General features: G+C 40.4%; 15 protein-coding genes. 10 read left to right on the forward strand and 5 right to left on the reverse strand.

What is annotated here, in order from left to right; genetic code table 11:
- Nucleotides 1–297: 297 nt before the first annotated feature.
- The 4 genes from BUB77_RS09670 to BUB77_RS09685 all read right to left on the reverse strand — a co-directional run bounded on the left by BUB77_RS09670 (nucleotide 298) and on the right by BUB77_RS09685 (nucleotide 5308).
- Nucleotides 298–1251: an alpha-helical endospore appendage domain-containing protein gene (locus BUB77_RS09670; protein WP_073275268.1), complete on the reverse strand. Its 954-nt coding sequence runs from the start codon at nucleotides 1249–1251 to the stop codon at nucleotides 298–300.
- Between the two features lie 254 nt (nucleotides 1252–1505).
- On the reverse strand, nucleotides 1506–1784 hold the full coding sequence (locus tag BUB77_RS09675; RefSeq protein WP_073275270.1) for a hypothetical protein: 279 nt from the start codon (nucleotides 1782–1784) through the stop codon (nucleotides 1506–1508).
- Between the two features lie 172 nt (nucleotides 1785–1956).
- Complete coding sequence (locus BUB77_RS09680) at nucleotides 1957–3579, reverse strand: response regulator transcription factor (protein ID WP_073275272.1); 1623 nt, start codon at nucleotides 3577–3579, stop codon at nucleotides 1957–1959.
- A gap of 13 nt (nucleotides 3580–3592) precedes the next feature.
- Nucleotides 3593–5308, reverse strand: a complete 1716-nt coding sequence (locus BUB77_RS09685; RefSeq protein ID WP_073275274.1) for a sensor histidine kinase — start codon at nucleotides 5306–5308, stop codon at nucleotides 3593–3595.
- A 239-nt stretch (nucleotides 5309–5547) separates the two neighbouring features.
- Here BUB77_RS09685 and BUB77_RS09690 point away from each other — a divergent pair, with 239 nt between their 5' ends.
- From BUB77_RS09690 to BUB77_RS09715, 6 genes are all read left to right on the forward strand, one after another.
- Nucleotides 5548–7080, forward strand: coding sequence for an ABC transporter substrate-binding protein (locus tag BUB77_RS09690; RefSeq protein WP_073275276.1), 1533 nt, complete (start codon nucleotides 5548–5550; stop codon nucleotides 7078–7080).
- Between the two features lie 76 nt (nucleotides 7081–7156).
- Nucleotides 7157–8104: an ABC transporter permease gene (locus BUB77_RS09695; RefSeq protein ID WP_073275278.1), complete on the forward strand. Its 948-nt coding sequence runs from the start codon at nucleotides 7157–7159 to the stop codon at nucleotides 8102–8104.
- A 16-nt stretch (nucleotides 8105–8120) separates the two neighbouring features.
- Nucleotides 8121–9017, forward strand: coding sequence for a carbohydrate ABC transporter permease (locus BUB77_RS09700; protein WP_242962447.1), 897 nt, complete (start codon nucleotides 8121–8123; stop codon nucleotides 9015–9017).
- A 41-nt stretch (nucleotides 9018–9058) separates the two neighbouring features.
- On the forward strand, nucleotides 9059–9994 hold the full coding sequence (locus BUB77_RS09705; protein ID WP_073275282.1) for a nucleoside hydrolase: 936 nt from the start codon (nucleotides 9059–9061) through the stop codon (nucleotides 9992–9994).
- Between the two features lie 67 nt (nucleotides 9995–10061).
- Complete coding sequence (locus BUB77_RS09710; RefSeq protein ID WP_073275284.1) at nucleotides 10062–11552, forward strand: alpha/beta hydrolase domain-containing protein; 1491 nt, start codon at nucleotides 10062–10064, stop codon at nucleotides 11550–11552.
- 590 nt (nucleotides 11553–12142) lie between these two features.
- Complete coding sequence (locus tag BUB77_RS09715; RefSeq protein WP_073275286.1) at nucleotides 12143–12646, forward strand: SEC-C metal-binding domain-containing protein; 504 nt, start codon at nucleotides 12143–12145, stop codon at nucleotides 12644–12646.
- 160 nt (nucleotides 12647–12806) lie between these two features.
- Here the strand turns inward: BUB77_RS09715 and BUB77_RS09720 are convergent, their stop codons facing one another.
- A complete protein-coding gene (locus BUB77_RS09720) occupies nucleotides 12807–15287 on the reverse strand; it encodes a hypothetical protein (RefSeq protein WP_073275288.1) in 2481 nt (826 codons plus the stop codon).
- A 354-nt stretch (nucleotides 15288–15641) separates the two neighbouring features.
- On the opposite strand from BUB77_RS09720, the gene BUB77_RS09725 reads away from it, so the two are divergent.
- The 4 genes from BUB77_RS09725 to BUB77_RS09740 all read left to right on the forward strand — a co-directional run bounded on the left by BUB77_RS09725 (nucleotide 15642) and on the right by BUB77_RS09740 (nucleotide 25385).
- Complete coding sequence (locus tag BUB77_RS09725; protein WP_073275291.1) at nucleotides 15642–16148, forward strand: GNAT family N-acetyltransferase; 507 nt, start codon at nucleotides 15642–15644, stop codon at nucleotides 16146–16148.
- A 325-nt stretch (nucleotides 16149–16473) separates the two neighbouring features.
- On the forward strand, nucleotides 16474–17202 hold the full coding sequence (locus BUB77_RS09730) for a LytR/AlgR family response regulator transcription factor (protein WP_073275292.1): 729 nt from the start codon (nucleotides 16474–16476) through the stop codon (nucleotides 17200–17202).
- On the forward strand, nucleotides 17199–19151 hold the full coding sequence (locus BUB77_RS09735) for a sensor histidine kinase (RefSeq protein WP_073275294.1): 1953 nt from the start codon (nucleotides 17199–17201) through the stop codon (nucleotides 19149–19151). The genes BUB77_RS09730 and BUB77_RS09735 overlap by 4 nt, the downstream gene beginning before the upstream one ends.
- A 249-nt stretch (nucleotides 19152–19400) precedes the next feature.
- Nucleotides 19401–25385 carry a X2-like carbohydrate binding domain-containing protein gene (locus BUB77_RS09740; protein ID WP_073275296.1) on the forward strand — a complete coding sequence of 1995 codons (5985 nt, stop codon included), beginning with the start codon at nucleotides 19401–19403 and terminating at the stop codon, nucleotides 25383–25385.
- Nucleotides 25386–25561 lie beyond the last annotated feature (176 nt).

A 25561-nucleotide genomic window follows, 5' to 3' on the forward strand; every position in this document is an offset into this window, starting at 1 on the left:
GGACAGAACCTTGAAATAACCGTTCTGTCCTTGCATAACTATCAACATATTTTATATCAGTTTTTACAGTTTACACAAAACCTGAAACTCTCTCTCGCGATCAGCAATCCAGCCATACAGCCTTTTTCGAGTTGGATATCCCAGTTGCTGGATGACTTTGCTTACAGATTTACACTGGTCATAAGGTTGCAATGCCTTTTCTCTTTTGTATTTTAAATACATTTTTGTGACTCCTCTTAGAGTTCAACTTTTCGTCCGCATCCTCCACTCGGATAATATAGCACTCATTCTGACATCCTAATCATCACAAAAAGTACAACATTCTCTTATTTCTAATAATTCATTATATAAATCGAACTCAATATCTGCTGCTTTATGGATCGTTTTTAAAATCGCTCTGTTTGCAGAAATGATTTCGTCCCTGTCATTTGAAGAAGACATCACTTCTCTGAATTTTTCACCTTCTTTGTTAAGAATATGTGCGATTCTAGCTCCATCTGAAGCAATAGCGTTTAATCTATTAGAACAGCATTTTTCATGGTGCGATATTTGCTCAGTAGTTGCAATGTAATTTAAGATACATTGTTCTCCATTCTCTCTAATTGCGAGAATATATATGTGAATATTATCATTCTTTTGTGTGCAGCCTAAACATAAAGATACAACTCTAAGATCACAAGGAATGATAACCTCTGTAATAAATTTCCTGGAATTAGAGTAGACCTCAATTTTATCCTGGAGACTTGAAGTGCAATAGCCAGTAAAGCTTCCCAATATATCAACTGCACCTTTTATTATTTCTTGACTTTTACTGTAAAAGATAATATTCTTCTCTAAAGAACATTTCTTGACAGTCACAACCAATTTAGCATAAGTAAGCAAAAGCATATCGGAATAATAATTATAAGAAATCCCTGTGATTATATCTTCCTTTACATTAGGTATTGAAATGTAAATTGTATCTATTTCTTCGAAAAATTGATTTAACTTGAATACAAATGATGAAACACCAGTTTGAGCTGCCCAAAAGCAATGTTCACTTGAATCATAACAAAGATTAGAATAATTTCTACACGTCTCAAAACAATCTATCTGATGAAAGGATTTATCGCATTTTATTATTTTATATTCATCTATAGCAGTTAAATAAAACCAGTATCCATCGTATACAATTCCATTAGAACTAGGCAAGTCTTCAAGCGTTAATGTTTGCGCTGCTTCTATTTTAATCATAAGCTCTCCCCCTTTCATAATATCTCGAACTCCTATCACGACTTTATCCTCTGGTAATGATTCTAATCAGATTGCCTTATGCGGATGGATTCGTTTAATAATTTGCTTTCTAAATATATGATTTCTTCCCGTATTTAAAAAATATGGGAAGAAATCATTTTGACTAATGGAATACAACATGTTACCCCAAACCTTTGTATTGCATTCACTCTGGCAAAATTGTGTTTACATCCTTGTATTCTCTTTTATACATAATAAAGCATCTCTATTTCTTATCTAGGCCATGGTCTTTCTTTATCTTCACATCCATCTTTTGGACATGCACAGTCGATGAAGAGGTATAACTTAGATGTTATTAAAAATTCTAAACGCGCAAGTGCATTTATTAATTTAAGTTCGTCATCATCTTTCTCTTTTTCACAAGGGTGTGGGTGTTTTTCATCGATTGCTTTTAATACCTTTGCTATGGCCTCTTCCTCCTTTGCAATGGAATCTATAAGGTTTGTAATAGCTTCACAACGTGTTATTTGCTCAAACTTTCTCTCTTCCATAATTTTCACCTTTCTAATTTATATAACACAATGAACATCTTTTGTTGTTCATTGTATTATATAATATGAAACAATCTTTCGAAAGTTACAAAATATGATAAAATTCGACAAAGCAGCTTACTGCAGGCTCAAATACGCAGTATTTGGAATTAATAATGGCAGCTACATGAACCTAGGAATACCTTGGCATTTTGGATAAATTACCGGCTCGGTATTCCTTTGGGGTAATTCCTTCATTTTTTTTAAAAATTGTAGAGTAATAGGAATAATAATCAAAGCCCACCATGGCTGATACATCTGATAGAGAAATTGACAGATCATTCAGTAAAGGTTTGGATTTTTCAATTCGTACTTGGTTGATATAATCAGACAATAATATACCGGTTTCTTTTTTAAAAAATTTTGCCAGATAGTCTGGGTTTAAGTAAACAAAATGAGCAATTTCAGATTTTGTTATACGATTTTGAAAGTTCTCATCAATATACTTTTCTACTTCCGTTATAACGGATGGAGGCTGCTTTTGATTTTGCAGTTCATTTGAAAAACGTGTTGCGGATATGGTAATCCATTTTAATAAATCATAGACGGATTTCGTCGAATGGTTATACAATAATAGTTCTCGCTCACCTTCAAGAATACAGTTAAATTCCAGATTTTTTTCTTTTATAGCGGTATAGAGTATCTGATTGTAATGCTGGGAAAGACGACATGTGAATTGTGACCCAAGCTTTTGTTCTTGCGCTATCATAAAAAATTCTTTTACTTTTGAAATAAGAAGGACAGTCTGACCGGTTAATAATAGAGGATAGAGCTCTTCAAAATCTATGTTGGTATTTTTTTCGATTAAATTGTAGTTAGAGGATTCCTCCATATTCCACATAATAATTTGTGTTGAATCAACATTGTTATTATCTAGTTCTTCCAGCTTTATTAAGGTATCTGGAAATTGCTCACAATAACAAGGCTCTGATATATAAAAATGGACATGACAATTCATGATTTTTCTATATAAATCAGATAATTCCTGGCACATGTTTTTGATATCTGCCATTTGGAAAGAAATAACGCCTGGATGACAGATTGCAGCTAAAGCCACTTTATTGTCTTTTTCCAGATTGATTATATAGGAACTGTTGGAATCATTAAACAAAACTTCAGATGAAATATTTGCCATACAAAAGTCTGTCTCTGTATGATTCCAATCTTGTAATGCTTCCTGACTCCGGGAGGCTGTTATATATATGATTATAGATTTTATATGGAAATCGATATTAATTCCATATTTTTTAGCATCTAATAAGATTTTTGCTTTTTCCGTATATTTTTTTCCAATACATAAATCATGCCAGAATTTATTGCTAAACAGCCCCCTGCTGTTTTCCCATTGATGCCCATAATCCAGATAGCGATTCGTTATCTCGATAGTTTTTACAATGTTCACAGCCCGGCGAAGGGCAGCTTCTATTACTTCTATAGAAGACATTTTTAGTATAAAGTCTATACTTTCTAATTTTATCGCCTGTTGAGAAAAATTGAATTCAGCATGATTGGTAAGAAATATTGTTTTCACATTACTGTTTCTGTTTCGAAGCCATTCTAATAATTCAATTCCAGTTCCATTTGGCATTTCTATATCACATATCATAATGTCAATTGCGATTTCCTGAAACAAAGACTTTGCTTGTTGGATGTTATATGCAGTTAATATTTTATCTATACCTAATGTATTCCAGGAAATGGTAGTTTGGAGCATCTCTACCGTACTGTGATCATCATCAATTAAAATAACATTCATAAATAACCTCCTACTATATTTTACTGATTGAGTTATTGTGAAGTGGTATAAGTATGGTGACTTTTCCGCCATTCAGCTCTGAGTTGGACAGATTTAGAGAGGCTTCATTTCCATATATTAATTGAATTGTTTTCAATACATTACGGATACCTAAATGTTTGGGATTATTTGAATCAGCAAAGCCCGGATTAGAAAAATGTATGAGATATTCTTCCGTAAATCCTTTTCCGTCATCTTCAATCGTAATTTTCACTTTTTTTGTACCATTTATCATAATTGCTTTTACATTTATTAGTATAGTAAGCGGCCGGCCCGGGGCCATCCCATGCTTGATACAATTTTCTACGGGTGTGGACAAAGCAAAACATGGAATGAAAAAGTCATCCAAATCATTCTCCACATAAGTGAAGAGTACAATGTTGCCCTTATATTGTAAATTCTGCATGGATATATAGTTTTCAATATGATGAATTTCCTCACAAACACTTACAGTAGAAATACTTTTTTGGAACATGTATCGGGTATGTTCACTAAAATAAGCTAAAAACTGATACATATTATCCATCTGGCCTAAATGTGCATAATTCGATACGGTGGTTAAGGCATTCAGGAAAAAATGTGGTTTCATTTGCATCTGAAGAAAATTCAATTCCGCTCGCTGTTTATCAATCATTTCCTCATACACTTGAATCTGGAGATGAGTGATCTGAGCCGACATGGAATTAAAAGCCTGATTCACTTCATCGAATTCTACGGATACCTTATCAGCCTTAATTCTGTAGTCCAGATTTCCGCCTTCCAGTTCCCGAATCCCAATTAAAAGAAATCGCAAAGGTGTTAAAATCCAATGAAAAATTAAATACATTGTGACAGGAAGTATCAATAGTACAAACATTGTTAGCAGAAATATAAATATTTGTTTTTGATCAAGCAACCCTAGTACGTTCCGGTTAGGTATTAATTCCCAAAGAATAAAGGAACCGGTACCGGAACATTGTGATATGGTTATAAACTGTTTCTTTGTTCCTGTCATGTAATATTTTTTATGGATTGGGATAAGTTGAAGATTTTGGTCTTTTAAGTAATCTTTATATTGATCAGAATTTCCGCCCTGATCAGTAATATAAAAGGAATACTGTTCATCATTCTTTAAACTTTCTAAATAGGAGACAAGTGTATCAGTCTTTAGCAAGGCGCCTATATAGTAATTCTTCGTCCGATAGGCAAAAATTAAGTAATCCCTGCCGTCTATATTTATCATTTTCCATTTATAGGAGGAATCCTGTTCGAAATAAATGCTGCATAAACTATTTTTAATGTCTTTAGAAGTTTTATAGTTTAATTTAGCAGGATCATATACATATGAAAATTCTGAATACCTGGGGGTATATAAAAAAAAGTAATCAACATTATAAAGGGATAAATGATTTTGTAATTCCGTCTTGAGGCGGTAGTAGGCAAGAAAACGGTAATTTAAATTGGAGTGATTAACGTTGGCAAAATTCTCATTGGTAGTACTTAAGGTAAGCAAGTATTTGGTAGTATTATTCAAAGTGGAGTCAAGCTGCTGAGTGTAAAAGGTTACGGCACTTTGGTTGGATTCTATAATCTTGTCACGCACTTGATAAATAGAGTAGAAAAAATTGCTTACAAGTAATGATGTAAGTGGCAGGGCTACAGTTAATACGAGTGCAATTAATTTGTGATAAATTGTATTACGGCGTTTCATGCGTACTTAAAATTTCCTCCTATTTTCTTTAGCTTATAATATGCTGACGTAGACGACAAGACCTGTTTGACTCTTTCTTCATTATATAAGTATAACACAAAAACAACAAGAGCCAGGGTAAAGGATGTCTTGTTTTATTAAAAGAATATCTATTTATTTAAAGAATCAAAAATCATATTACTATATAATAAACGCTGTAAGGGTATACTGATAAAAAAATAAAGGAGGATTTGTTATTTATGAAGAAAAGATTGTTATCGTTAACCATCGTACTGATTTTGGTTATTAGCATGTTTGGGGCATGCAGTAAACAGAATGCTAATGAGGGGAAGAGCAACAAAGCAAGCAGCACCGGTGATGCCTCGGATCAAGGAACTACTTCAACATCACAGGAAAAGCCTTATAATGTGACATTTGCATATATCGGTAATGAACAACCGGATATGGATAAGGTAGAGGCTGAAATTAATAAAATAACCTTAAGAGATTTGAATATGACCGTCGATATTATACAGCTTAGCTTCGGCGATTATGCTGATAAGCTAAAGCTTATGCTGGCTGGTGGTGATACCTTGGATATACTTCCTATATATGCCCAAAATGCTGCCAGTTATATTGATGCAGGCCAGTTAGTTAATTTAAATGATTACGTGCAGAAATATGGACAAGGTATCATTAAACAACTAGGTGAGGATGTTGCAATGGGTGGGCAGATAAACGGATTCTTATATGGTTTCCCTGCAAATAAAGAGAGCCAGACAAGAGCTGGTTTGGTTATGAGAAAGGATATTGCAGACAAATATAAAATAGATGTTAATTCTCTTAAAACCTACGATGATATGTCGGCTGTATATGATAAGATACATAAAGGTGAGCCGAACATGGATCTGCTGGTCGGTTATAATATGATTTACCAGATTGAGACGAAAGATCCCTTATTTGATGGCTTTGGCGTATTAATGATGCGTGAGGGAGATCCAACCAAGGTAGTGAACTATTTTGAAACCGAGGAGTATAAGAAGAGAGTCCAATTAATGAGAGATTGGTACAAAGCAGGATATATCATGCCAGACGCCGCAACTTCAACTGAAACATCGGCTAATCTTGTAAAGGCTGGAAACGCTTTTAGCTATTTTTCACCAATTAAACCTGGATTTTTGACACAGGAAAATATTAATTGTGGGCATGAAATGACGGTCGCTTATATTGAAGATGCAGAGTATTTATACAGTAGTGGTGTTAATTTATTCAATTGGGGTATTGCACATAATTCCAAGGACCCAGAGAAGGCATTTCAGTTTCTTAATTATGCCTACACCAGTTCTGAGTTCATGAATTTATTAAATTGGGGTATTGAAGGGGAACATTATAAGTTTGTCAACGATGCAAAGACTGTAATTGATTTCCCTGATGGAATAGATGCTACGAATGCAAGATATAACCTAAATATCGGATGGGAATTACCAAACCAGTATATTGCGCATATTTGGAACGGTAATCCTGAGGATATTTGGGAGCAATATAAGGAGTTTAATAATGCAGCAACAAAATCCCCTGCCTTTGGTTTCATTTATGATTCCGCTAGTGTTGCTAATGAACTTACAGCTCTTAGTAATGTAAAGAACCAGTTCTTGAAAGCGCTTGATACAGGCTCTGTAGATCCGGATGAAGTACTGCCTCAATTTAATAAAGCTCTGTATGATGCCGGTTTACAGAAGGTTATGGATACAAAGCAAGAGCAGTTGGATACATGGCTGGCTTCTAAAAAATAATGAGATTAAGATTGTAAACATCTGTGGGTGTCTTATGTAAGGGCGCCCACAGTAATTGAATTAAGGAGTCATGAGGATGAATGAGAAGGAATATTCCAATAAGATAAGAAGAAGCAGGATAACAAAAATAAAAAGGTGGCTGCCTCTTTTTTTGATGATGTTACCAGGAACAATTTATTTAATAATAAATAACTATCTTCCTATGTTTGGGCTAATAATAGCATTTAAAAAAGTGGACTTTTCAAAGGGTATTTTGGCAAGTAATTGGGCAGGACTAAGTAATTTTAAATTTTTGTTTACCACCAAGGATGCTTTTATAATTACCAGAAATACCTTATTATATAATTTTACTTTTATTATAATTAACACAGTATTAGGAATTATCTTTGCTATTTTCATATGTGATATTGTTAATAAAAAAGCGAAAAAGGTATATCAAAGTGCAATACTGTTTCCGTTTTTAATGTCAATGGTAGTGGTAGGCTACATAGTATTTGCATTTTTTAGCATGAAAAATGGAATAGTGAATAAAACCATACTCCCTATGCTGGGCATAGAAGATATTTTTTGGTACAATGAGCCAAAGTATTGGCCGCCTATCCTTGTCTTTGTAAATACATGGAAAGGTGTGGGATATGGCTGCTTAATCTATATATCATCCATTAACGGCATTGATCCTTCTTATTATGAAGCATCTCAACTGGATGGAGCATCCAAATGGAAGCAAATAAAATACATTACATTGCCGTCATTAACACCTTCTATTATTACCCTGACTCTGCTCAGTGTGGGACGCATCTTTTATTCTGATTTTGGACTGTTTTATCAGGTACCAAGAAATTCAGGAATGCTTTATAGTACAACGAATGTAATAGATACCTATGTGTACCGGGGGCTTATGGAACTGGGTAATATTGGAATGTCCAGTGCAGCAGGCTTCTATCAGTCAATCGTTGGATTTGTTTTGGTCCTGGTAGCGAATTTTGTGGTTGGCAGAATCAGTAAAGAAAATGCATTATTTTAGAAGGAGGAATCGTAAATTGAGAAAGAAAAAAATAAATGCATATCAAATAATTGCCCATGTTGTAATGATCATGGTGACCATCAGTGTAATTCTGCCTTTTCTGCTGTTATTTATGTCCTCCATTACTTCGGAAGATGTCCTCTTGAACTATGGATATTCCTTCTTTCCAAGGAAGATTAGTTTAGAAGCCTACACGTATATTCTGCAATCCGGAACAAAGATACTTCGGGCTTACAGCATGACAATCCTGGTAACGGCAGTTGGAACCACGGTAAGTATATTAATTGCTGCTTTATTCGCATATCCCTTATCCCTTAGTAATTTGCCTTTTAAAAAAGTTTTTAATTTTTTTGTATTTTTTACCATGTTATTTAATGGAGGGTTAATCCCATCTTATATAATGTGGACCAATATATTTCATATAAAGGATACCGTCTGGGGATTGATGTTTCCAAACCTTTTGATGAATGCAATGAGTGTACTGATGATTAGAACTTATTTTGCTAACAGTATTCCAAGTACCTTGTTTGAAGCTGCACAGATTGATGGGGCTTCTCAGCTGCAAGTATTCAGAAAAATTGTTATTCCACTGGGCAAGCCGATTTTAGTCACAATGGGGACCTTTGCAGGCTTGGCTTACTGGAATGACTGGACGAACGGATTATATTATATCAGCAAGAGAACAGACTATTATACGATTCAGAATTTACTGAATAAAATGGTATCAGATTTGCAATTTTTAACAAGTAATAGCAACCTCACCAGTCAGGCAGCACAGGAAATAGCAAAGGTTCCGTCAACAGGAATACAGATGGCAATTGCTTTTATAGCGATTTTACCAATTTTGGTTTTATTTCCGTTTCTGCAAAAATATTATTCAAAAGGAATTATGCTTGGAGCAGTAAAGGGTTAAAGTAAATAGTAAAAATAGTATCGGATGAAAGGAAGTCAAAGATGTTTCAATATGCATTTGAAGTACCGGAAAATAAAAAATATAGGGTGATTATACATACGGATTGTAAGAATGAAGCAGACGACCAATTTGCATTAGCCCATCATCTAATGACAACTAAATTTAACATAAGAGGTATAATAGCAGGACATTTTGAGCTGAATCCACAGGAATATGGAAAAGGGAATACCGTTGATGCCAGTTATGATGAGATATCTAAAGTCCTTGGGTTAATGGGATTAGAATCGGAATACAAATTGAAAGTATTGCGTGGGTCAAAAGGCCCTATTGCTGATGAGGATACCCAAAGCCCTTCTGAAGGTGCTGACTTTATCATTCAAGAAGCGATGAAGGAAAGTGAACAACCCTTATTTGCTGTGTTTCAGGGGTGCTTAACTGACCTCGCATCGGCTATTTTAAAGGAACCAGAGATTTGCAGCCGTATGACAGCCGTATGGATAGGCGGCGGAAAGTGGCCGGTAGGCGGCTTTGAATTTAATCTTATGCAGGATATCAATGCAGCTAATGTTGTATTTAAATCAAAGATGCATTTATGGCAAATTCCCATAAATGTTTATAAGCAAATTGCGGTTAGCTTAGCGGAGCTGCAGTACCGGGTTCAGCCCCATGGTGAAATTGGCAATTATTTGTTTACACAAATGGTTGAATTCAATAAAAAGCTTGCCGCATATAAGAACTGGCCCCATGGCGAGAGTTGGGGATTAGGCGACCAGGGGACAGTAACGGTTTTATTGGAAGAATTGGAACGAATGAATTATGATTGGAAGCCTGCTCCTGTTTTTGCGCAGGATATGCATTATCTGCATGAGCAGAACAATCGTCCGATACGTGTTTACCATACGTTAGATTCCAGATTTACGATGGAGGATTTCTATGCAAAGCTTGCTTTGAACTTTCCAGCAGATGTTTCTTCATAGAATCCAGGGAGAAGTACTTACGTATGGTATCAAAGAAATTCATAACAATAAAAAGGAGAGTTTTGATATGATAAAAACAATGAAGCTGATACCCGTTACAATGGATTCCTATCCATTTCAAACAGCTGCAAAAAAATGTAACTTTGACCAAATAGGATACATTGAAGATGAATATTTTATGAGTGGAACTGCAGATATTTACAGCGAAACAGATGCAGACCATAAGGTAGAGGCTGTTTATAAGAATGCTCCGTATACTACCAGATTGCTTGTCCGACGTCCCAGAAATGTTATTAAATTCAGCGGAAATGTAGTTATTGAGATACTGAACGCATCTGCTATGATGGATATTGACCGCATGTGGGTAAATTCATGGAAGTATTTTACCAGAAATGGTGATATCTACATAGGAATTACAAGTAAAGGACATGTGGTAGATGCTTTAAAGCGTTTTGATGAAAAAAGGTACGCTGCTATTAATTGGGATAATCCAATGCCTGAAAGAAAGATTCCCGAGGAGAGTAGTCCTTTTGGCTTTCTGGAACAGTATGAATCAGGACTTTATTGGGATATGCAAACAGATTTAGCAAAGCTTCTTCGATCTATTAGTGAATTGAATCCAATAAGGCACTATGGAAAATGCTATCTGTACCTTACAGGCTGGTCGCAATCAGGAAGCTATATGTCCAGAACCATTCATTCATTTTCTTATCGACAGGAGAATATGGTAGATGGACCATTATTTGATGGGTACCTGGAAGCAGGCGCCGCTTCGGCGCTTGCCCCAACCAATGCTTATGAAATGACCCAGGAAGGTTTCTTTGGAAATGGTACAATTCCAAAGGGAGGGGTTATAATGTCAAGAGAACCATATATATGTATCAATACCGAGAGTGAAAACCGAGGAGCTAACTGGATAGGAGACAGTGATCTTCCGGATTATAAATTCCGGACATACCAGATAGCAGGAACCAGTCATGATTCCTATTATAATATAGTTGAGTATTATGAAGGGCATCTTTTTGAAGATGCGAAAAAGGCATCCTGTGAGCTGAAATTTGGCGGATGTGATGGAGAGCCGCTCAATACACCCTATGAATTTGTTTTCAACGCAGCATTTCGTAATTTGTATAGTTGGGTAAGGGATGGAGTACCTGCGCCACATGCTCCGAAAATAGATGTAGTACCAGCAAAGCCACAGGATTTTGATGCACTTACCGTTATGTTATCCAGTGGAAAAATGAAATATGAGAACCATAAGGATGCTTTTGGAAATACGACAGGCGGGATACGAATGGCGGCACTTGATTATCCTGTTGGAGTCTATAAAAGTTATAGTGTGAGAGAAAATAATAGTTATGACGCAATGTTTGGTACATTGTATCCCTTTTCACTTGATAAATTAAAAGGTCTTTATGGAACACTTTCTCATTATAAGGATTTGGTCAATCAAAGTGCAGAAGAGACAATCGCTTTAGGATTTCTTTTAAAGGAAGATAAGGAAGAATATGTTGACAGGACAGTTAGGCTTGCTGAAAAATTAGGGTTGAATGATTAAAAGCCTCCAATTTAAAAAGTATTAGGACCATATTGCAAATTAATTACGATAGGAGTCTGTAAATGCAGACTCCTTAATTATTTACAGCTCCATATGAATTGCCGCTCCCATAGCGTTTCTGTGAAATCTTCAACGAGTTATAGGGAATACCAGCCAGATAAAAAATTAAAACTATCGTATAAGTTGCGTATAAACAAATTCTATGTTAAAATAGTCCTTGTGCCATAAATCGTGCAAAGTCCTGAAAACCTTGGAGTATGTAGGTTTCAGAAAAAATATAACCCCCATGACGCCATTGCCATGAGGAAAAAAAGTAAGCCTGCTACGCCTTTGCAGCAGACTTACTTTTAAAAAAGGGGAGGATAAGTATTTAACTTTTCTTTGGTATTGGCTGGGCAGAGAACTGCTCAGTCGGTCATCCTTTTGCTGGAGGGGGGATCCAGCGGTTCAGATGGCACCGGTTAATCTAATTCATTTATGAAGTAGATTAACTATAGTATGATGCAGTATTTCTAAGATTATACATAAATAAAAAATATTATGTAAAAAATCTATAGAGAATCAAAAGATGATTAAAGGAAGGTAGAACAATGAGTTTATTAACAGAGTGGAGGGACTTTGCCTATGCCCTTGACACAAACAAAAAAGAAGGCCAGCTTTTTTGGGCTAATTATTTTAATGTGGAACAGGGAATATACGAAAAAATCCTTGCAGAACCTGAGATAGTTGTAGAGGGAACAGTGGCTGAGCTTGCCGAAAAATACGGTACTACCCTATCCCTTATGACAGGCTTTTTGGATGGCATCAATGAAAGCCTTGTTAAGGAAAATCCCATTGAAGAAATGGAAGAAACAACTGTAGTTAACCTTGGATATGATAAAGAGAAGCTGTACTGCAATATGATTGAAGCAAAGGCAGAATGGCTTTACGAACTTCCTGTATGGGATAGTTTATTATCCCCGGAAAGAAGAAAAGAACTCTACCAGGAGCAGAAAAGGTCCAAGACAGTTGTAAAAGATAAAAAAATTGGAAGAAATGATCCATGTCCCTGCGGCAGCGGTAAGAAATATAAATTCTGCTGCGGAAAAGCTTGATTTAATTAATAAATAAATACTCTTATAGGGTGAAAATGTCCCCGTTTTGTCCACGCATGTTCCTGTGCGTGGACATTATTATTATGGGAATTTTATTTACAAAAATGATAAGTGCTTCAAAAGATGACATAGTGAAAAAGAATTGTCCATGCGTTAATTTTTATAAGATCCCTTCAATGTTATACCCATACAAGAAGCCGTCATCTCCCCCTATCAGCAGTTTATTATTTTCAATTCGAACAGAGCGAATTATTACTTTTGTAGTTATAACAAATATTATTTCAAATTTTAATGTATCAAAAATTCCTAACATTTTATTATCTGACCATATGATATATCTTCCTTGTTGATGGGATTCTTCAAATACCACCTTATTTCCTTGAATTTTAACAGATTTTAAAATCTTACCGCTTTTAGGATCAATTTCGACTATCCTATCTTCATCATATAGCATTGCTATAAGTAATCCATTCTTCTGCCAGGCTAAATATACTATACAATTTTCTTTCGACAGTTTAATTTTCTTTACTCTTTTTTTGGTTTCTGCATCACAAATAATGATTTGTCCATTGTTGAAACCCGCAGCAAAAAGTTTGCTATCAGCGGACCAGGCTGAAGTTCTTGGATACGTTAATCGAAATATTCTTAAATTAAATAAGTTCAATTTAAATTTCTTTAGTTTATCTTGTATTTTTTCCCATTTCTCATGTAACTTAATCAGTGATGATAATGATAAACACCAAAATAAACCTATTGGTTCCTCTTTTTCCAGATCAATTAGAACAATGGGTGAACTAACTGGTTTCCAAGGATTTTGAAATGGCATTCCATCGTGATCAAAACTTTGAGGATAAGTATGGGCTAACGCATATCTTTGATCAGGTGAAATAGAGAACTTATTGGCATAGGAGTAATTTTCATCAAAAACACGAACTTCCTTATTGTTTAGGTTAAAGTAATAAGGCTGATAGCATTGAGTACCAAAGATAATTCCATTTTTAGTTCCTACCACAATATCAGGATGGAATATAGCATTAGGAAGTTCTATTTCGATTCTATCCAATGGATTAAATGGTGACTGCATCTCCACTATTTTTTGATGCATACAGAGTACTTGACTGCTACGGTTATGTAATTTAGCAATGCGTACCGCACCGGACAAGGCATCCTTAAAACCTTCTATTTTACCTGTCAGTATTCCGGACTTTAAATCCCAAATTCCGGCTTCCGAAACAAACCCTCCGCTTACTGCAACACCTGAGTCGTCCTCCTTATCTTTATAGAAAACTTCAAAAGAATGCATGTCGGCACCTATACCGTAACTGTATTCTCCCTCTAACATTTCCTTCCAGTCCCAAATCGTAATATAACCGTTATCATCGCTGCTTATCATAAACTGTTCATCATCTGAAATAACAGCCTTTCTTATTTCTCTTCCTTCCGGATTCCTATATTCTTTTATCAGTTCACCTGTCTCTAAGTGGTAAATTTTTATCAGTTTTGAAAAAGTTATTAAAAGAGAATCCTTTATGATAGAACAATTGATATTATTTGTATCATAAGCGAAAGTTCGAAGAATATCCCAATTTTTGCAATCCCACTCAATTACTTCATATAAAGAAGTATATAATTTATTACCCGATGCCCAATTCGCACAATGGGGACTGCTTCTATGTCCAATGCAATTATCAGCTTCTAATGTAATAGATATAGTCTCGCCAGGCATATCAAGATAAACATTTTTTCCGCCTTCATTCACCAGGTGTTTTATGGTGAAGTGTTCAATATCCCATTCTATCAGCTGATTATTCAAAGCGACAGAAAATAAGCTTTTTTTATCCGGAGAAATTGACATAGCGTCTATCCAGTCGCTATGTCCTTCTAAAAAAGTTATATTTTGTAATGTGTTTATATCCCAAACACCAATGCGCTTATCTCTGGAAGCAGAAAACAGCAAATTGTCCCGAAAAATTACGTTGCTGACATAATCAGTATGTCCTGAAAATTCAGTTATCATTTCAAATGTTTCGCTGTCCCATAGTCTAACCGTATTATCATCTCCGCAGCTTGCAATCCATTTCTTCTCAGTATGATAGGCCAGATTATTCACGGGATAACCCTCATGTGCTTTCATTTCTCTTACTAGCCTAAGTGAAAAGTTTTTCCATTCTGTTGGTTGAAATGCCCATACTTTTAACTTACCGTCTTCTGAAGATGTAGCAAATCTATTTTCTCCAATATATATTAGTCCTTTAGCAAAATCATCATGCCCTTTTCGAATATAATATGAATTAAATTCCTTTGGAAAACTCCATAATAATTCAATTGGTTTACTCATACTTTCCTTTTTTAATTCTTCAAACCAATCGATGATTTCAGGGTATTTTAAAAGTGAGCTATGGTAAAGTGCATTAATTAAGGTCTGTGGATAATTTGACAATGCATTATAATTTTCCGCCAGAAACGCTTCAAAATCTGTAAGGTAATCTGGAATATCCACATTTATTTCTGCTTCATCCTCTTCACTCTGTTCGGCATAGAGTTCATCATACATTTCATACATTTCGTAAATCTGGTCTTGAATGAAATCATAAAGTCCGCCTATTCCATTTTCTTTGTAACAGTTTGATATTGTTTTCATACTTGTCCCCCGGTATTAACCCTTGTGATAATTATACTACTAATTATAGATTTCATAGATTTTCGATTCTATTATAATTCAACATTTTACCAAAATATATTGCGGCAGCCCACTCTCAATTTCATATTTTGTAAGCTTTATTGTAGCATGTTTCGTTCCTATAGTCCATTTTTATCCTTTTTAAAACGCCTTCGTTAACTGTTTCACAGTTACAGTCCGCGTAATTATCAATGGCATTTTTTGAGCTGTTTCTTTCTGTGTATCTTTAAAATACCAGGATATTGATACCTGGCACGCTATAGCCTATAATAAAGGTAAGTTTATAGCAAATCATAATGGAAAGGAAGTGGTGAAATGTACTTTTTAAAATCAGAGAGAATTGGCTTTTCGAAATGGACAGAAAAGGATATTGAGCTGGCAAGGTCCTTATGGGGAGAGAAGAATGTAACAAGGTACCTATGTGCATCAGGTACCTTTACGGAGGAAGAGATTAAGACGAGATTAGGTCTGGAAATCGAAAATCAAAAGAAATTTGGCGTCCAATACTGGCCTGTATTCGAATTGGCAACAGGAGATTTTATTGGCTGCTGCGGCTTGCGTCCTTATAAACTGGAAGAAGGAATATTTGAAATTGGATTTCATTTAAAGGAAAGATTTTGGGGAAAAGGCTTTGCCAACGAGGGGGCTAAAGCTGTTATCCAATATGCTTTTGAGCAGTTACAGGCAACGGATATTTTTGCAGGGCATAACCCTCACAATGTAAATTCAGGGAAAGCCTTGGAGCGCCTTGGATTTCATTACATATCCGACGAATTTTATCCGCCCACCGGACTTTATCATCCGTCCTATAAATATAAATAGTACCTATGACTGCTCAGTCTATACGGTCTGTAAAATCTTCTCCCTGGCAGCTTAAGATGCCGCACAATCCAATGAAGAAGGATAACCACTACTGTCAGATAAATATTATAGTTATAGTAAATGTGGGTAAATTTACATAACTTGAAAATTAATGGACCAGGAAGTATAATAAGGAAAAAGTATTGAGCGTGATACATATGAAATGAGCCTGTGTAACTGAAGCTGGGCGTAGTCGGAGACTGAGGTAAGGTTAATCAATCCTTTACCGGGCCGGCAGAGGTCACAGTGGTGTACGGATATTTGTCTGCGAAGGAGAGGTGGCGGTATGCCAGTGAAAATTGCGATTTGCGACGATGCGGCAGAGGATATTGAACAATTGTCAAATGCCCTCTCGGCCTATGATAATTCATTTGAAATAACCTCCTTTACCAGGGGGGAAAGGCTGATGGATGAATTAAGGGATGGCAGCTTCACGGCCGACCTTCTGTTTCTGGACATCTATATGCCGGGAATTGATGGTATTCAGACAGCTCAGGAGATACGTGGAATACAGAAGGAACTTAAAATTATATTTCTTTCGTCAAGCAAGGAGCATTACCAGCAGGCATACGAGGTATTTGCTTTCAATTATATTGTCAAACCATTTGACAGGGAGCGCCTTTACGCTGTACTGAGCCGCGCCCTGAATGAGCTTCGGAAGGAGAGCGGATATAAGCTTGGCATTCGGTACAAAGGTACTGTATATCATAGGGACTGCCGTGATATTTTGTATATCGAAAGCAGGGATAAACTTCTTCTGTTCCATCTGGCAGACGAAACTGTTCTCCAGTGCTATGGAAAACTGGATGAAATCCTGGGAGAGCTGCCGGAGAAATTCTTTTTCCGATGCCATCAGAGCTTTCTTGTAAACCTGTCTTATGTAACGGAGGTTGGAGATGCTTACTTTCGCGTCGGTCAGACGGTAATCAGCATATCGAGAAAATACGGGAAGGCAGCAAAGGAACGGTATTATGCCTGCCTGTTTTCCCATATGGGCGGAGGACAGCTGCAATGAAAAAACCGGGACGCACAGGCCCCCTTTTAATGATAGGATTGCTGTTTGTTATTGTAGTTTCCCATCTTCCGGTGGTGTACACCTTGTTTTATCATAATCTGACCGACGCTCCTTTGGCGGAGAAGGGCAGTCTTGACCTTGCCCGCGGCTCATTAGGCAAAGGCCTTGTTCTGGACGGGGAATGGGAGTTTTACTGGAACCGCCTGCTAGTCACCGAACCGGAGGAGGCCGCACCGGATTTTCTCATCCGGGTGCCGGATTACTGGTCCCGGTATCAGATAAATGGAAGCTATCTACCGGCGGGCGGGTCTGCAAGCTACCGCCTTATACTGAAAGGATTGAAGGCTTCCTGCCTGGTCACGGTTTATCTGCCGGATTTCGGCAGTGCCTACCGGGTATTCCTGGACGGTAAACTTACTGCTGAAAGCGGGAGCGTTTCGAAGTCCGCTCAAAAGGTATTCACTACAACAAGTGCAAAGCTCTACCCGCAAACTCTCTCGAAAGGAGAGGAACATGAGGTAATCATTGAGACGGCGACCACCCGTTTCTCCGGGCTATACATGGCTCCCGTCCTGAAAGCTTACGGCAGCGTAATGAAAGAAAACAGCAGCCGGAACAATCTGCGGCTGATTCTGTTCGGAACGGCCCTGTTTTCCTTCTTAGTCCTGATTGTCATCTACATTTTGTCCTTCCGGGAGAACAAACGCTCCATCTGGCTTCCGGTTATGGGCTTTTTGGTGCTGGTTCGTATCATGATGACAACAGAGTTCTACAGCTTTTGGCAGAATACAGTATTCTTCGGGCTATCCTACGAAGCTACAAATCCCCTGATGTTTTTCCTTACCTTTACCTTTAATTATTTTCTGATTTTTCTCATTCAGGAGCTGCTGGGGATATTGTTTACACAGCGGGAGAAGCTGGTGTTTTTAATTTACTATGCTGTATTGTTTCTTTTGTACCTTTTCATCCCTCACGGATTTTATAACCGGCATCTGACGGTTTTACTGCCGCTTCTGGTCTTTGCCTTAGAGGTTTATGGTTTTTTTAAGGTCTATCGCAACCGGCAGAGGATGAAAAAGTACGGAATGCTGGTTTACTGGGGTGCAATTCTTGCCATTACGGGACTGATTACCGATTGTTATTACATTAACGGTAACAGCTACCTTAACCTTTCCCTGTCCCTGCTTCTTCTGTTTACGGCATATTTGATGGTACTCAGTTTGATTTCGGCTATCCGTGCTGCCAATGTATACCGTGATTTTGCAGTATCCTCGGCGAGTCTGGCCCAGGCAAGGGAGCAGATCGCCATGCAGACGGAGTACTATGATGGGCTTAGTGCACAGATAAATGAAGTCCGTGCCGTTCGGCATGATATCCGTCATTTTGTAAATGCCCTCAAAGGCCTGTCCGATGAAGGAAGGTATGAGGAGCTGAACCGCTTCTTAAGCGAATATGCAAAGATAGCCGATCCTGCACCCCTTCCGGTGTTTTGTGAAAACGCTGTGGCAAATTCCATTCTCGGCTATTATTCCTTGCGGGTTAAGGAGCACAGCATTTCCTTTCAATGTGCCTGCCGGATTCCCAGAGAGCTTTCCGTCAGTGACAGTGACCTTTGCGTTGTTTTGGGTAACGCACTGGAAAACGCCATGGAGGCCTGCAAAAAGCTTGAAAACCCGGATATCAGGTACATTAGCGTGGAGGCAGGAAATGTAAACGGGCAGCTGCTGATTAAGATTACAAATGCCTATAACGGTATTTTATATCAGGGGGACGGCCGTTATCTCACTGCAAAAAGCGGCCGGTACCACGGTATAGGCCTTCAGAATATCCAAAAGGTGGTCAACACCTATAATGGCTTCCTGAAAACGGAGCACAGCAAGACAACGTTCACTCTCATGGCGGCTTTCCCCGAACTCCGGGCTGATTTTTCTGCAGAGGGCTTGCAATAAATTAAAAGGACTGTTTTTACCCTGCCAAGTAGTCTGGCAGGGTATTTTTATGCTGATTTCGACATTAAAGGCGTCAATTTCACTATTTTGCGTTAAAGGAAAAAATTTCAGGTATAATGCTTGGTACATGGGAGGTGATTGGAGTCTGCTCCCCTCATTTTGCGGTGTGGCAAGTTGGCAAAGAATAGAGAGGGAAACTCATTAAAAATTATTTCTGGAAAGAAAACATTCCAAGGAGGATATAAGATTATGAAACTGGTACACAAACGATTTTGGAGCCTGCTGCTGGCGGTGGCGATGGTGCTTACCATGATGCCGCTCACTGCCGCATATGCTGCCACGGGACTTGATACGGAGCTGGTGGCAAACGGTGGTGCGGAATCAGGAAATATTTCAGGCTGGACCGATGACACCGGGGCGGGCCGCTGGAGCTCGAGTACAGCTTATTCCACATGGGCAAAGCCTGCTGCAGGCAGTCGTTATTTCTACCTTTATAATCCCAGCATGGATACCCCCCTGTCGGGAACGATGTCACAGGAAATCACCTTGACAGGGACCGAAGGAAGCGGGGTGTTTTCCGCTATTTCCAACGGAAGCATATCCATTCGGTTCAGTGTCAGCCTATTTCAGGGAATCAGCTCGGATAATGAAGCCAAGGCAGTTTTGGAGGAATATGCCGCCAACGGCTCCTTGCTGAAAACCTCCCAGGTAGTCAACACCACCTCATCAGGAACCGCCATGGGGCAGTATCAAATCAACACCCAGATCAACCCCGGTACCAGAAAGTTTAAGATAATTCTATCTGCAACACTGACAAAAGGCGGTTATGCACAATTTGACCAGGTATCCTTAAAGCTTGTGGATACTCCTGCCGGAAGTGCGCCTGTTTTTGGAAGTGATTTCCCCTTAGCGGCGGAAACGGACGCCGGGGTTCCCTATACTGCGAACTTTACCATAAGTGATGCCGATGTCGGAGACATTGACCATCTGACATTCAGCGCATCCTCTACCAATGTCAATCTGGTTCCTGCGGCAAACATCACTGTTAGCGGCAGCGGTGCCAGCCGGACTTTGAAAATCCTGCCGGCGGGGAATCTGTCCGGGGAAGCGGATATCACGGTGGTTGCCTCCGATGGGGCCAAAAGTGCTGATAAAACCTTTCACTTTATTGTGCATAAGGTCATTTCCATGAATACGAATTTGGTAGAGAATGGAGATGGCACTAATGGACTGGCGGGGTGGTCGGGGAATACGGTCAACATTACACCAACGGGCAGCGGTTTTACTACGAATGATCCGAACAGCTCTATGAGCCAGAATATCGATATTTCTAAATTCTCTTCCTTCATTGATGGGGGTGAGACAGAATTTTTGATGTCAGCAGCTTTTCCACTGGCAAATGGAAAAGTAAGCGCACAATTCTACACGGACATTGCATGTACCAATCCCGTGGGTTCTTCCTTTGCGGTAGTTGATTCTAGTTTACTGCAGCAAAAGATACCGGCAAGCGCAAAAGGCGTAAAAATCACCTTCAGCGATACAAGTAAGTATTATGTTGATGTAGAGGTGGAGAATATCAGCTTTCAAATTGTAAATAACTTTCCCAAAATATCCTCTATCAGCGCAAAGATGACGGATTTGAGCACATTGACTGTACCAGTTTATACATATTATACCACGTCAAGCGCCGTACTTATGGCAAGCTCCAGTGATCAGAAGGTTGTTCCCAATGAGGGCATCTCAATAGGAGGCTCCGGTTTTAAACGGAGTATCAGCTTTACCCCTCTGAAAAACGGAAACATCACCATCTCACTGGCCCTGAATGACGGCAGTAAAACAGTAAACTCCAGCTTTGCCGTTACAGTCCACGAGCCTGCCAAGGTCATTAGTGTTTCAGCACCGGCACAGGGGTTCTATGGCGCTGGTAATAATCTGGACTTTACCGTGCATTTTAACTATCCTGTCACCGGCGGAACTGACTCCAGACTGCCCCTGACCATTGGAGGCATACCGGCTGCCGCATCCTATCTCACCAGCACTGCCGACAGCATTACTTACCGCTATACCGCCGTCATAGGCAGTTCCGGCGTGGTTGCTGCCGGAATGAAAATTGATGATACAAGCTCACCCATTGTCGATACGGCCGGATATGACGCAGAGGTGGAAATCAATACCGGTGCACTGGGTATTGTGCTGGTGCCGGCACCGCAGGTAACAAGTACAGCCTTGGGCGGCAGCTCGGCCTATGGTACCAAGGTAACCTTTACCGCAACGCTGAGCTGTGCGGAGTCCTTGACAGGTGCCATTCAGTTTAAAGCCAATGGTATCAATCTTGGAAATCCTGTTGCCATCAGCGGAAACATGGCTTCCTATGAAACTACGGAAGCCGCACTTGCTGCGGGAGCAGCTTCCATAACCGCAGAGTTCATACCCAGCGGCTCTGATTTTTATTTTAACGGACTGACTGGCAGCGGATATAGTATGAACATTGACAGGAAAGCGTTAACCCTTAAGCCGAACCCGGCTTCAAAAGTCTATGGAACTGCCGATCCGGTATTGGACTACCTGATTACAAGCGGAGCTTTGGAAGGTTCGGATGTTCTGGCAGGGAGCCTGACCAGAGAAGCAGGAGAAGCTGTTGGTGAATATGAGATTAAGCAGGGCACTGTGACAAACGAAAATAATGCCAACTACGACATTACCTTTGTCACAGGAGTAAAGCTATCCGTGACACCCCTTGTGATAGTCGACGGGGTAATTTCTCCCAACACCGGCAGCTTTGACAGGAAGACTGCCAACCAGGCCGACATACAGGCTGCAATTACGTGGAACAGCGCAGTTGCTATCATGGATGTAAAATCAGGCGGAGTCTCCATCGGTGCAGAAAATTACAGTGTTTCGGGTAATACGCTTACCATTAAAAAGGGCTATCTGACATTGCAGGCTCCGGGCACGCTTGTGCTGACGGTGGTATTCGATCAGGGTAATCCCTCTGCGCTGACTATAAGCGTCATTGATACCACGCCGCCTGCCATACCGGTAACAGGTATCACAGTTACCGGTGCAGGCGGAGCGGACAGCATAAAGGCCGGGGATACCCTGCAAATGCAGGCAGTAATAGCTCCGGATAACGCTGCCAACAAGGCTGTTGTATGGAGCTTCGAAAGTGGAAACGGAGCGTCCATTGACGCAGCCGGACTGCTAAGAGCGACCGCAGCGGGCATAGTTATTGTTCGAGCCACTGCGCAGGATGGCTCCGGTGTTTATGGTGAGAAAACCATAACTATCACCGGAGAAGATTCCACAGTGAAAATTGCTATTGCCCAAAGCCCTGTAAAATCCATTCTCCATGCCATCACCTTTGGATTGTTCTTCAAGGATACTGTTGATGTGTCAATCACATCAGCAAGCAGTAAGACTGATCACTATGAATATCAGCTTGTGAAGGACGGCAGTCCTTTTGACAAGGACGGTACCTGGACAATAGGAGATTCCTTCAGTATAAGCCCGGATTTTAAAGGCTGGGTTTATGCCCGGGCTGTCTACGGCGGAGGAACCGTATCCGTTGCAGCTGTAAAAGCACTGGTGGTGGATTCTACCAAGCCGGAAATAACGGCAGCTTACGATGCTTCCTCCGCTTCCATAACCGTCAGTATAAAGGATGATGGTGCAGGAATTGAAAAGATTTCCTATCAGGCCGGCTCCGGTACGGAACAAACTATCAATCTGGAGCCTTCCGAAACACAGGATATTTCCACCCGGAAGGATTTCACTATCAGCGGCCTGCCGGACGGCCGGTATGACGTGGTAATAAATGCTGCCGACAACGCTGGCAATGCGGCAGATACCAAAACCATTTCCGTAGACCAAGGCTCTGCAATTGTTGACGCAGCTATCAGCCCTGCCGCAAGAAGCTATGACCTTGCTGCTCCCGGCGATGTCAGCACCGGTATTACCTGGAACAGCGCCGGCACTGTGACGGATGTGGTATATCAGGCGGGTTCCGTCCGCCTGACAGAAACAAAAGATTATGTGGTCACAGGAAGTGCGCTGACCATTAAGAGCAGCTGCTTAAAGTCCCTGAATCTTTCTGCCGGTGCTTCGGCAAAGTTTACAGTTTCTTTTGATACCGGAAACCCGGTTACTTTTACCGTTGATTTCGTAGATAACTATACTCCGGGTACCAATGCCCGGCTGAGCGGATTGACGGTGAATGGAAAACCGGTAGGGGACTTTGAACCGGATAAAACCGGTTATGAGGTGAAGCTGCCTTATGGCACCGCATTGGTAATGGTAGGTGCGGCGGCGGAGGACCCCCATGCCACTGTGAATATCACACAGGCGGGTACACTGCCCGGCACTGCGGTCGTAGGGGTAACTGCAGAGGATTCGGCAGCCACAAAAACTTATACCATCAATTTCACTCTCGAAAACCCGGTACCCGTTCACCGCATTACCGTTCAGAATGATGGCAGCGGCACCGCCAGCGCTGACCTGACCTTTGCTGCGGCAGGACAGACCGTTACATTGAACGGCAGCCCGAACAGAGGTTATCAGTTTAAGGAGTGGCAGGTAATCAGTCCGGCAGGCTTGTCCATTACCGGAAATACCTTCATTATGCCGGATGAAGCGGTGACGGTGAAAGCTATCTTTAAAGCAGCCGGCTCAGGGGAAGGCGGAAACAGCGGAGAAGGCTCAGGCACTTCTTCCGGGAACGGCACTACAGTACCGGCACCAACTCCGGAAAATAAGAGACCGGACCAGCCGGTAACAGCAGAAGTCTCTGTGACAGCTGCGGCGGGTTCAAAGGGCACCTTTGGCGCAGCCATCCCGGATAAAGCCATAAGCGATGCCATCGAACAGGCCCGGGCCGCTGCAAAATCCCAGGATGGAACCGAAACCAGGATTTCCATGGTGCTGAATATCGACGCACCAGAGGGGAGAGCAGCTCTATTTGTAATCCTGTCCCAGGACGCATTGAAAGCTCTTACAGATACAGAGGTTTCCAGTCTGGAAATAAACGGACTGCCTGTCAGCATTCGCTTTGACCAGACGGCGCTTCATACAATCCGGTCTCAGAGCAATGGCAATGTAACCATTACCGCAGTTTCCGGGCAGAAGCTCTCGGACGAAGCCAAAGCCAGAATAGGCACAAGGCCGGTTTACAATATCACCATAGGCTATGGTGCAGGCAGCAGTTCTTCCGCCGTAAGGAACCTGGGCGGCGGCACGGCAACGGTATCCATCCCCTACACCCCGGCAAGGAGTGAAGCAGCAGGCTGTCTGTACGTTGTGTATGTTGACGGAAATGGCAGAACAATCCCCATAGGTGCATCTGCATATGATGCAAACAGCGGCTGCCTTATCTTTACCACCAGCCATTTTTCAGTTTACGGTATAGGCTATACCGCACCAACTACAAAATTTTCAGACATATCCAGGCATTGGGCTAAGGATTCCATTGATTATACAGTAAGCCGCGGATTAATTTCCGGAACAGCTAAAACCACCTTCTCCCCGGATGCTGTCATGACCCGGGGAATGCTGGCAGCTGTCCTTGGCAAACTGTCCGGTGCAGACGTAAAAGGCTGCAAGACCAGCAGCTTCACGGATGTGAAGGCCGGAAGCACCTTCCAGCCCTATATTGAGTGGGCTTATAGGAAAGGTATCATAGAGGGTGTGAGCGGCAGCCAGTTTGCTCCGGACAAGGCTGTAACCCGTGAAGAAACCGCAGTCATTATGCAAAACTACGCTAAGGTCACCGGTTACACCCTGCCGGCTACCCGCCAGGCCAATACCTTTGGGGACAGCAGTGCTATCTCCGGCACCTGCCAGGAAGCAGTCAAAGCCATGCTGCAGGCCGGTATCATGATGGGAGAAAGCAATAATAATTTCCAACCGGGGGACAGTATTACCCGCGCTGAAGTTTCCGCCATACTGTACCGGTATATCAAACTGAACCTGGATTCCGGCACGGCACAGGGATGGGCAATAAATGACAGCGGAGAGAAAATGTATTTTCGGAACGGCAAAGCCCTCACCGGCTGGCAGGATATTGAGACAGGCGGAAATACCAAACGCTACTACTTTGACACCAACGCCGTGATGGCAGCCGGAAAATGGTTCCTGATTGGCGGTAATTGGTATTACTTCCAAGGGGACGGTTCCCTGGCTGTCAGCGCTAAAATCGACGGCTGGGAGGTCGGTGCGGACGGTGTGAGAAAGACAAAATAATACCTCCTTCTTAAAATAGAGCAAGCCTACAGTATTATAAAAACTGTGGGCCTGCTTTTTTATTTTCTAAAAAATTCATTTGCTTAAATTTGTTTCAGAAAAAGCTGATTTTATCACTTGAAAAAGCCAATTTAATCACTGCTTCTGACACCCAGACCGGTAATTTAAGTTAAACA

The organism is Anaerocolumna jejuensis DSM 15929 (genome assembly GCF_900142215.1).
GTDB lineage: Bacteria > Bacillota > Clostridia > Lachnospirales > Lachnospiraceae > Anaerocolumna > Anaerocolumna jejuensis.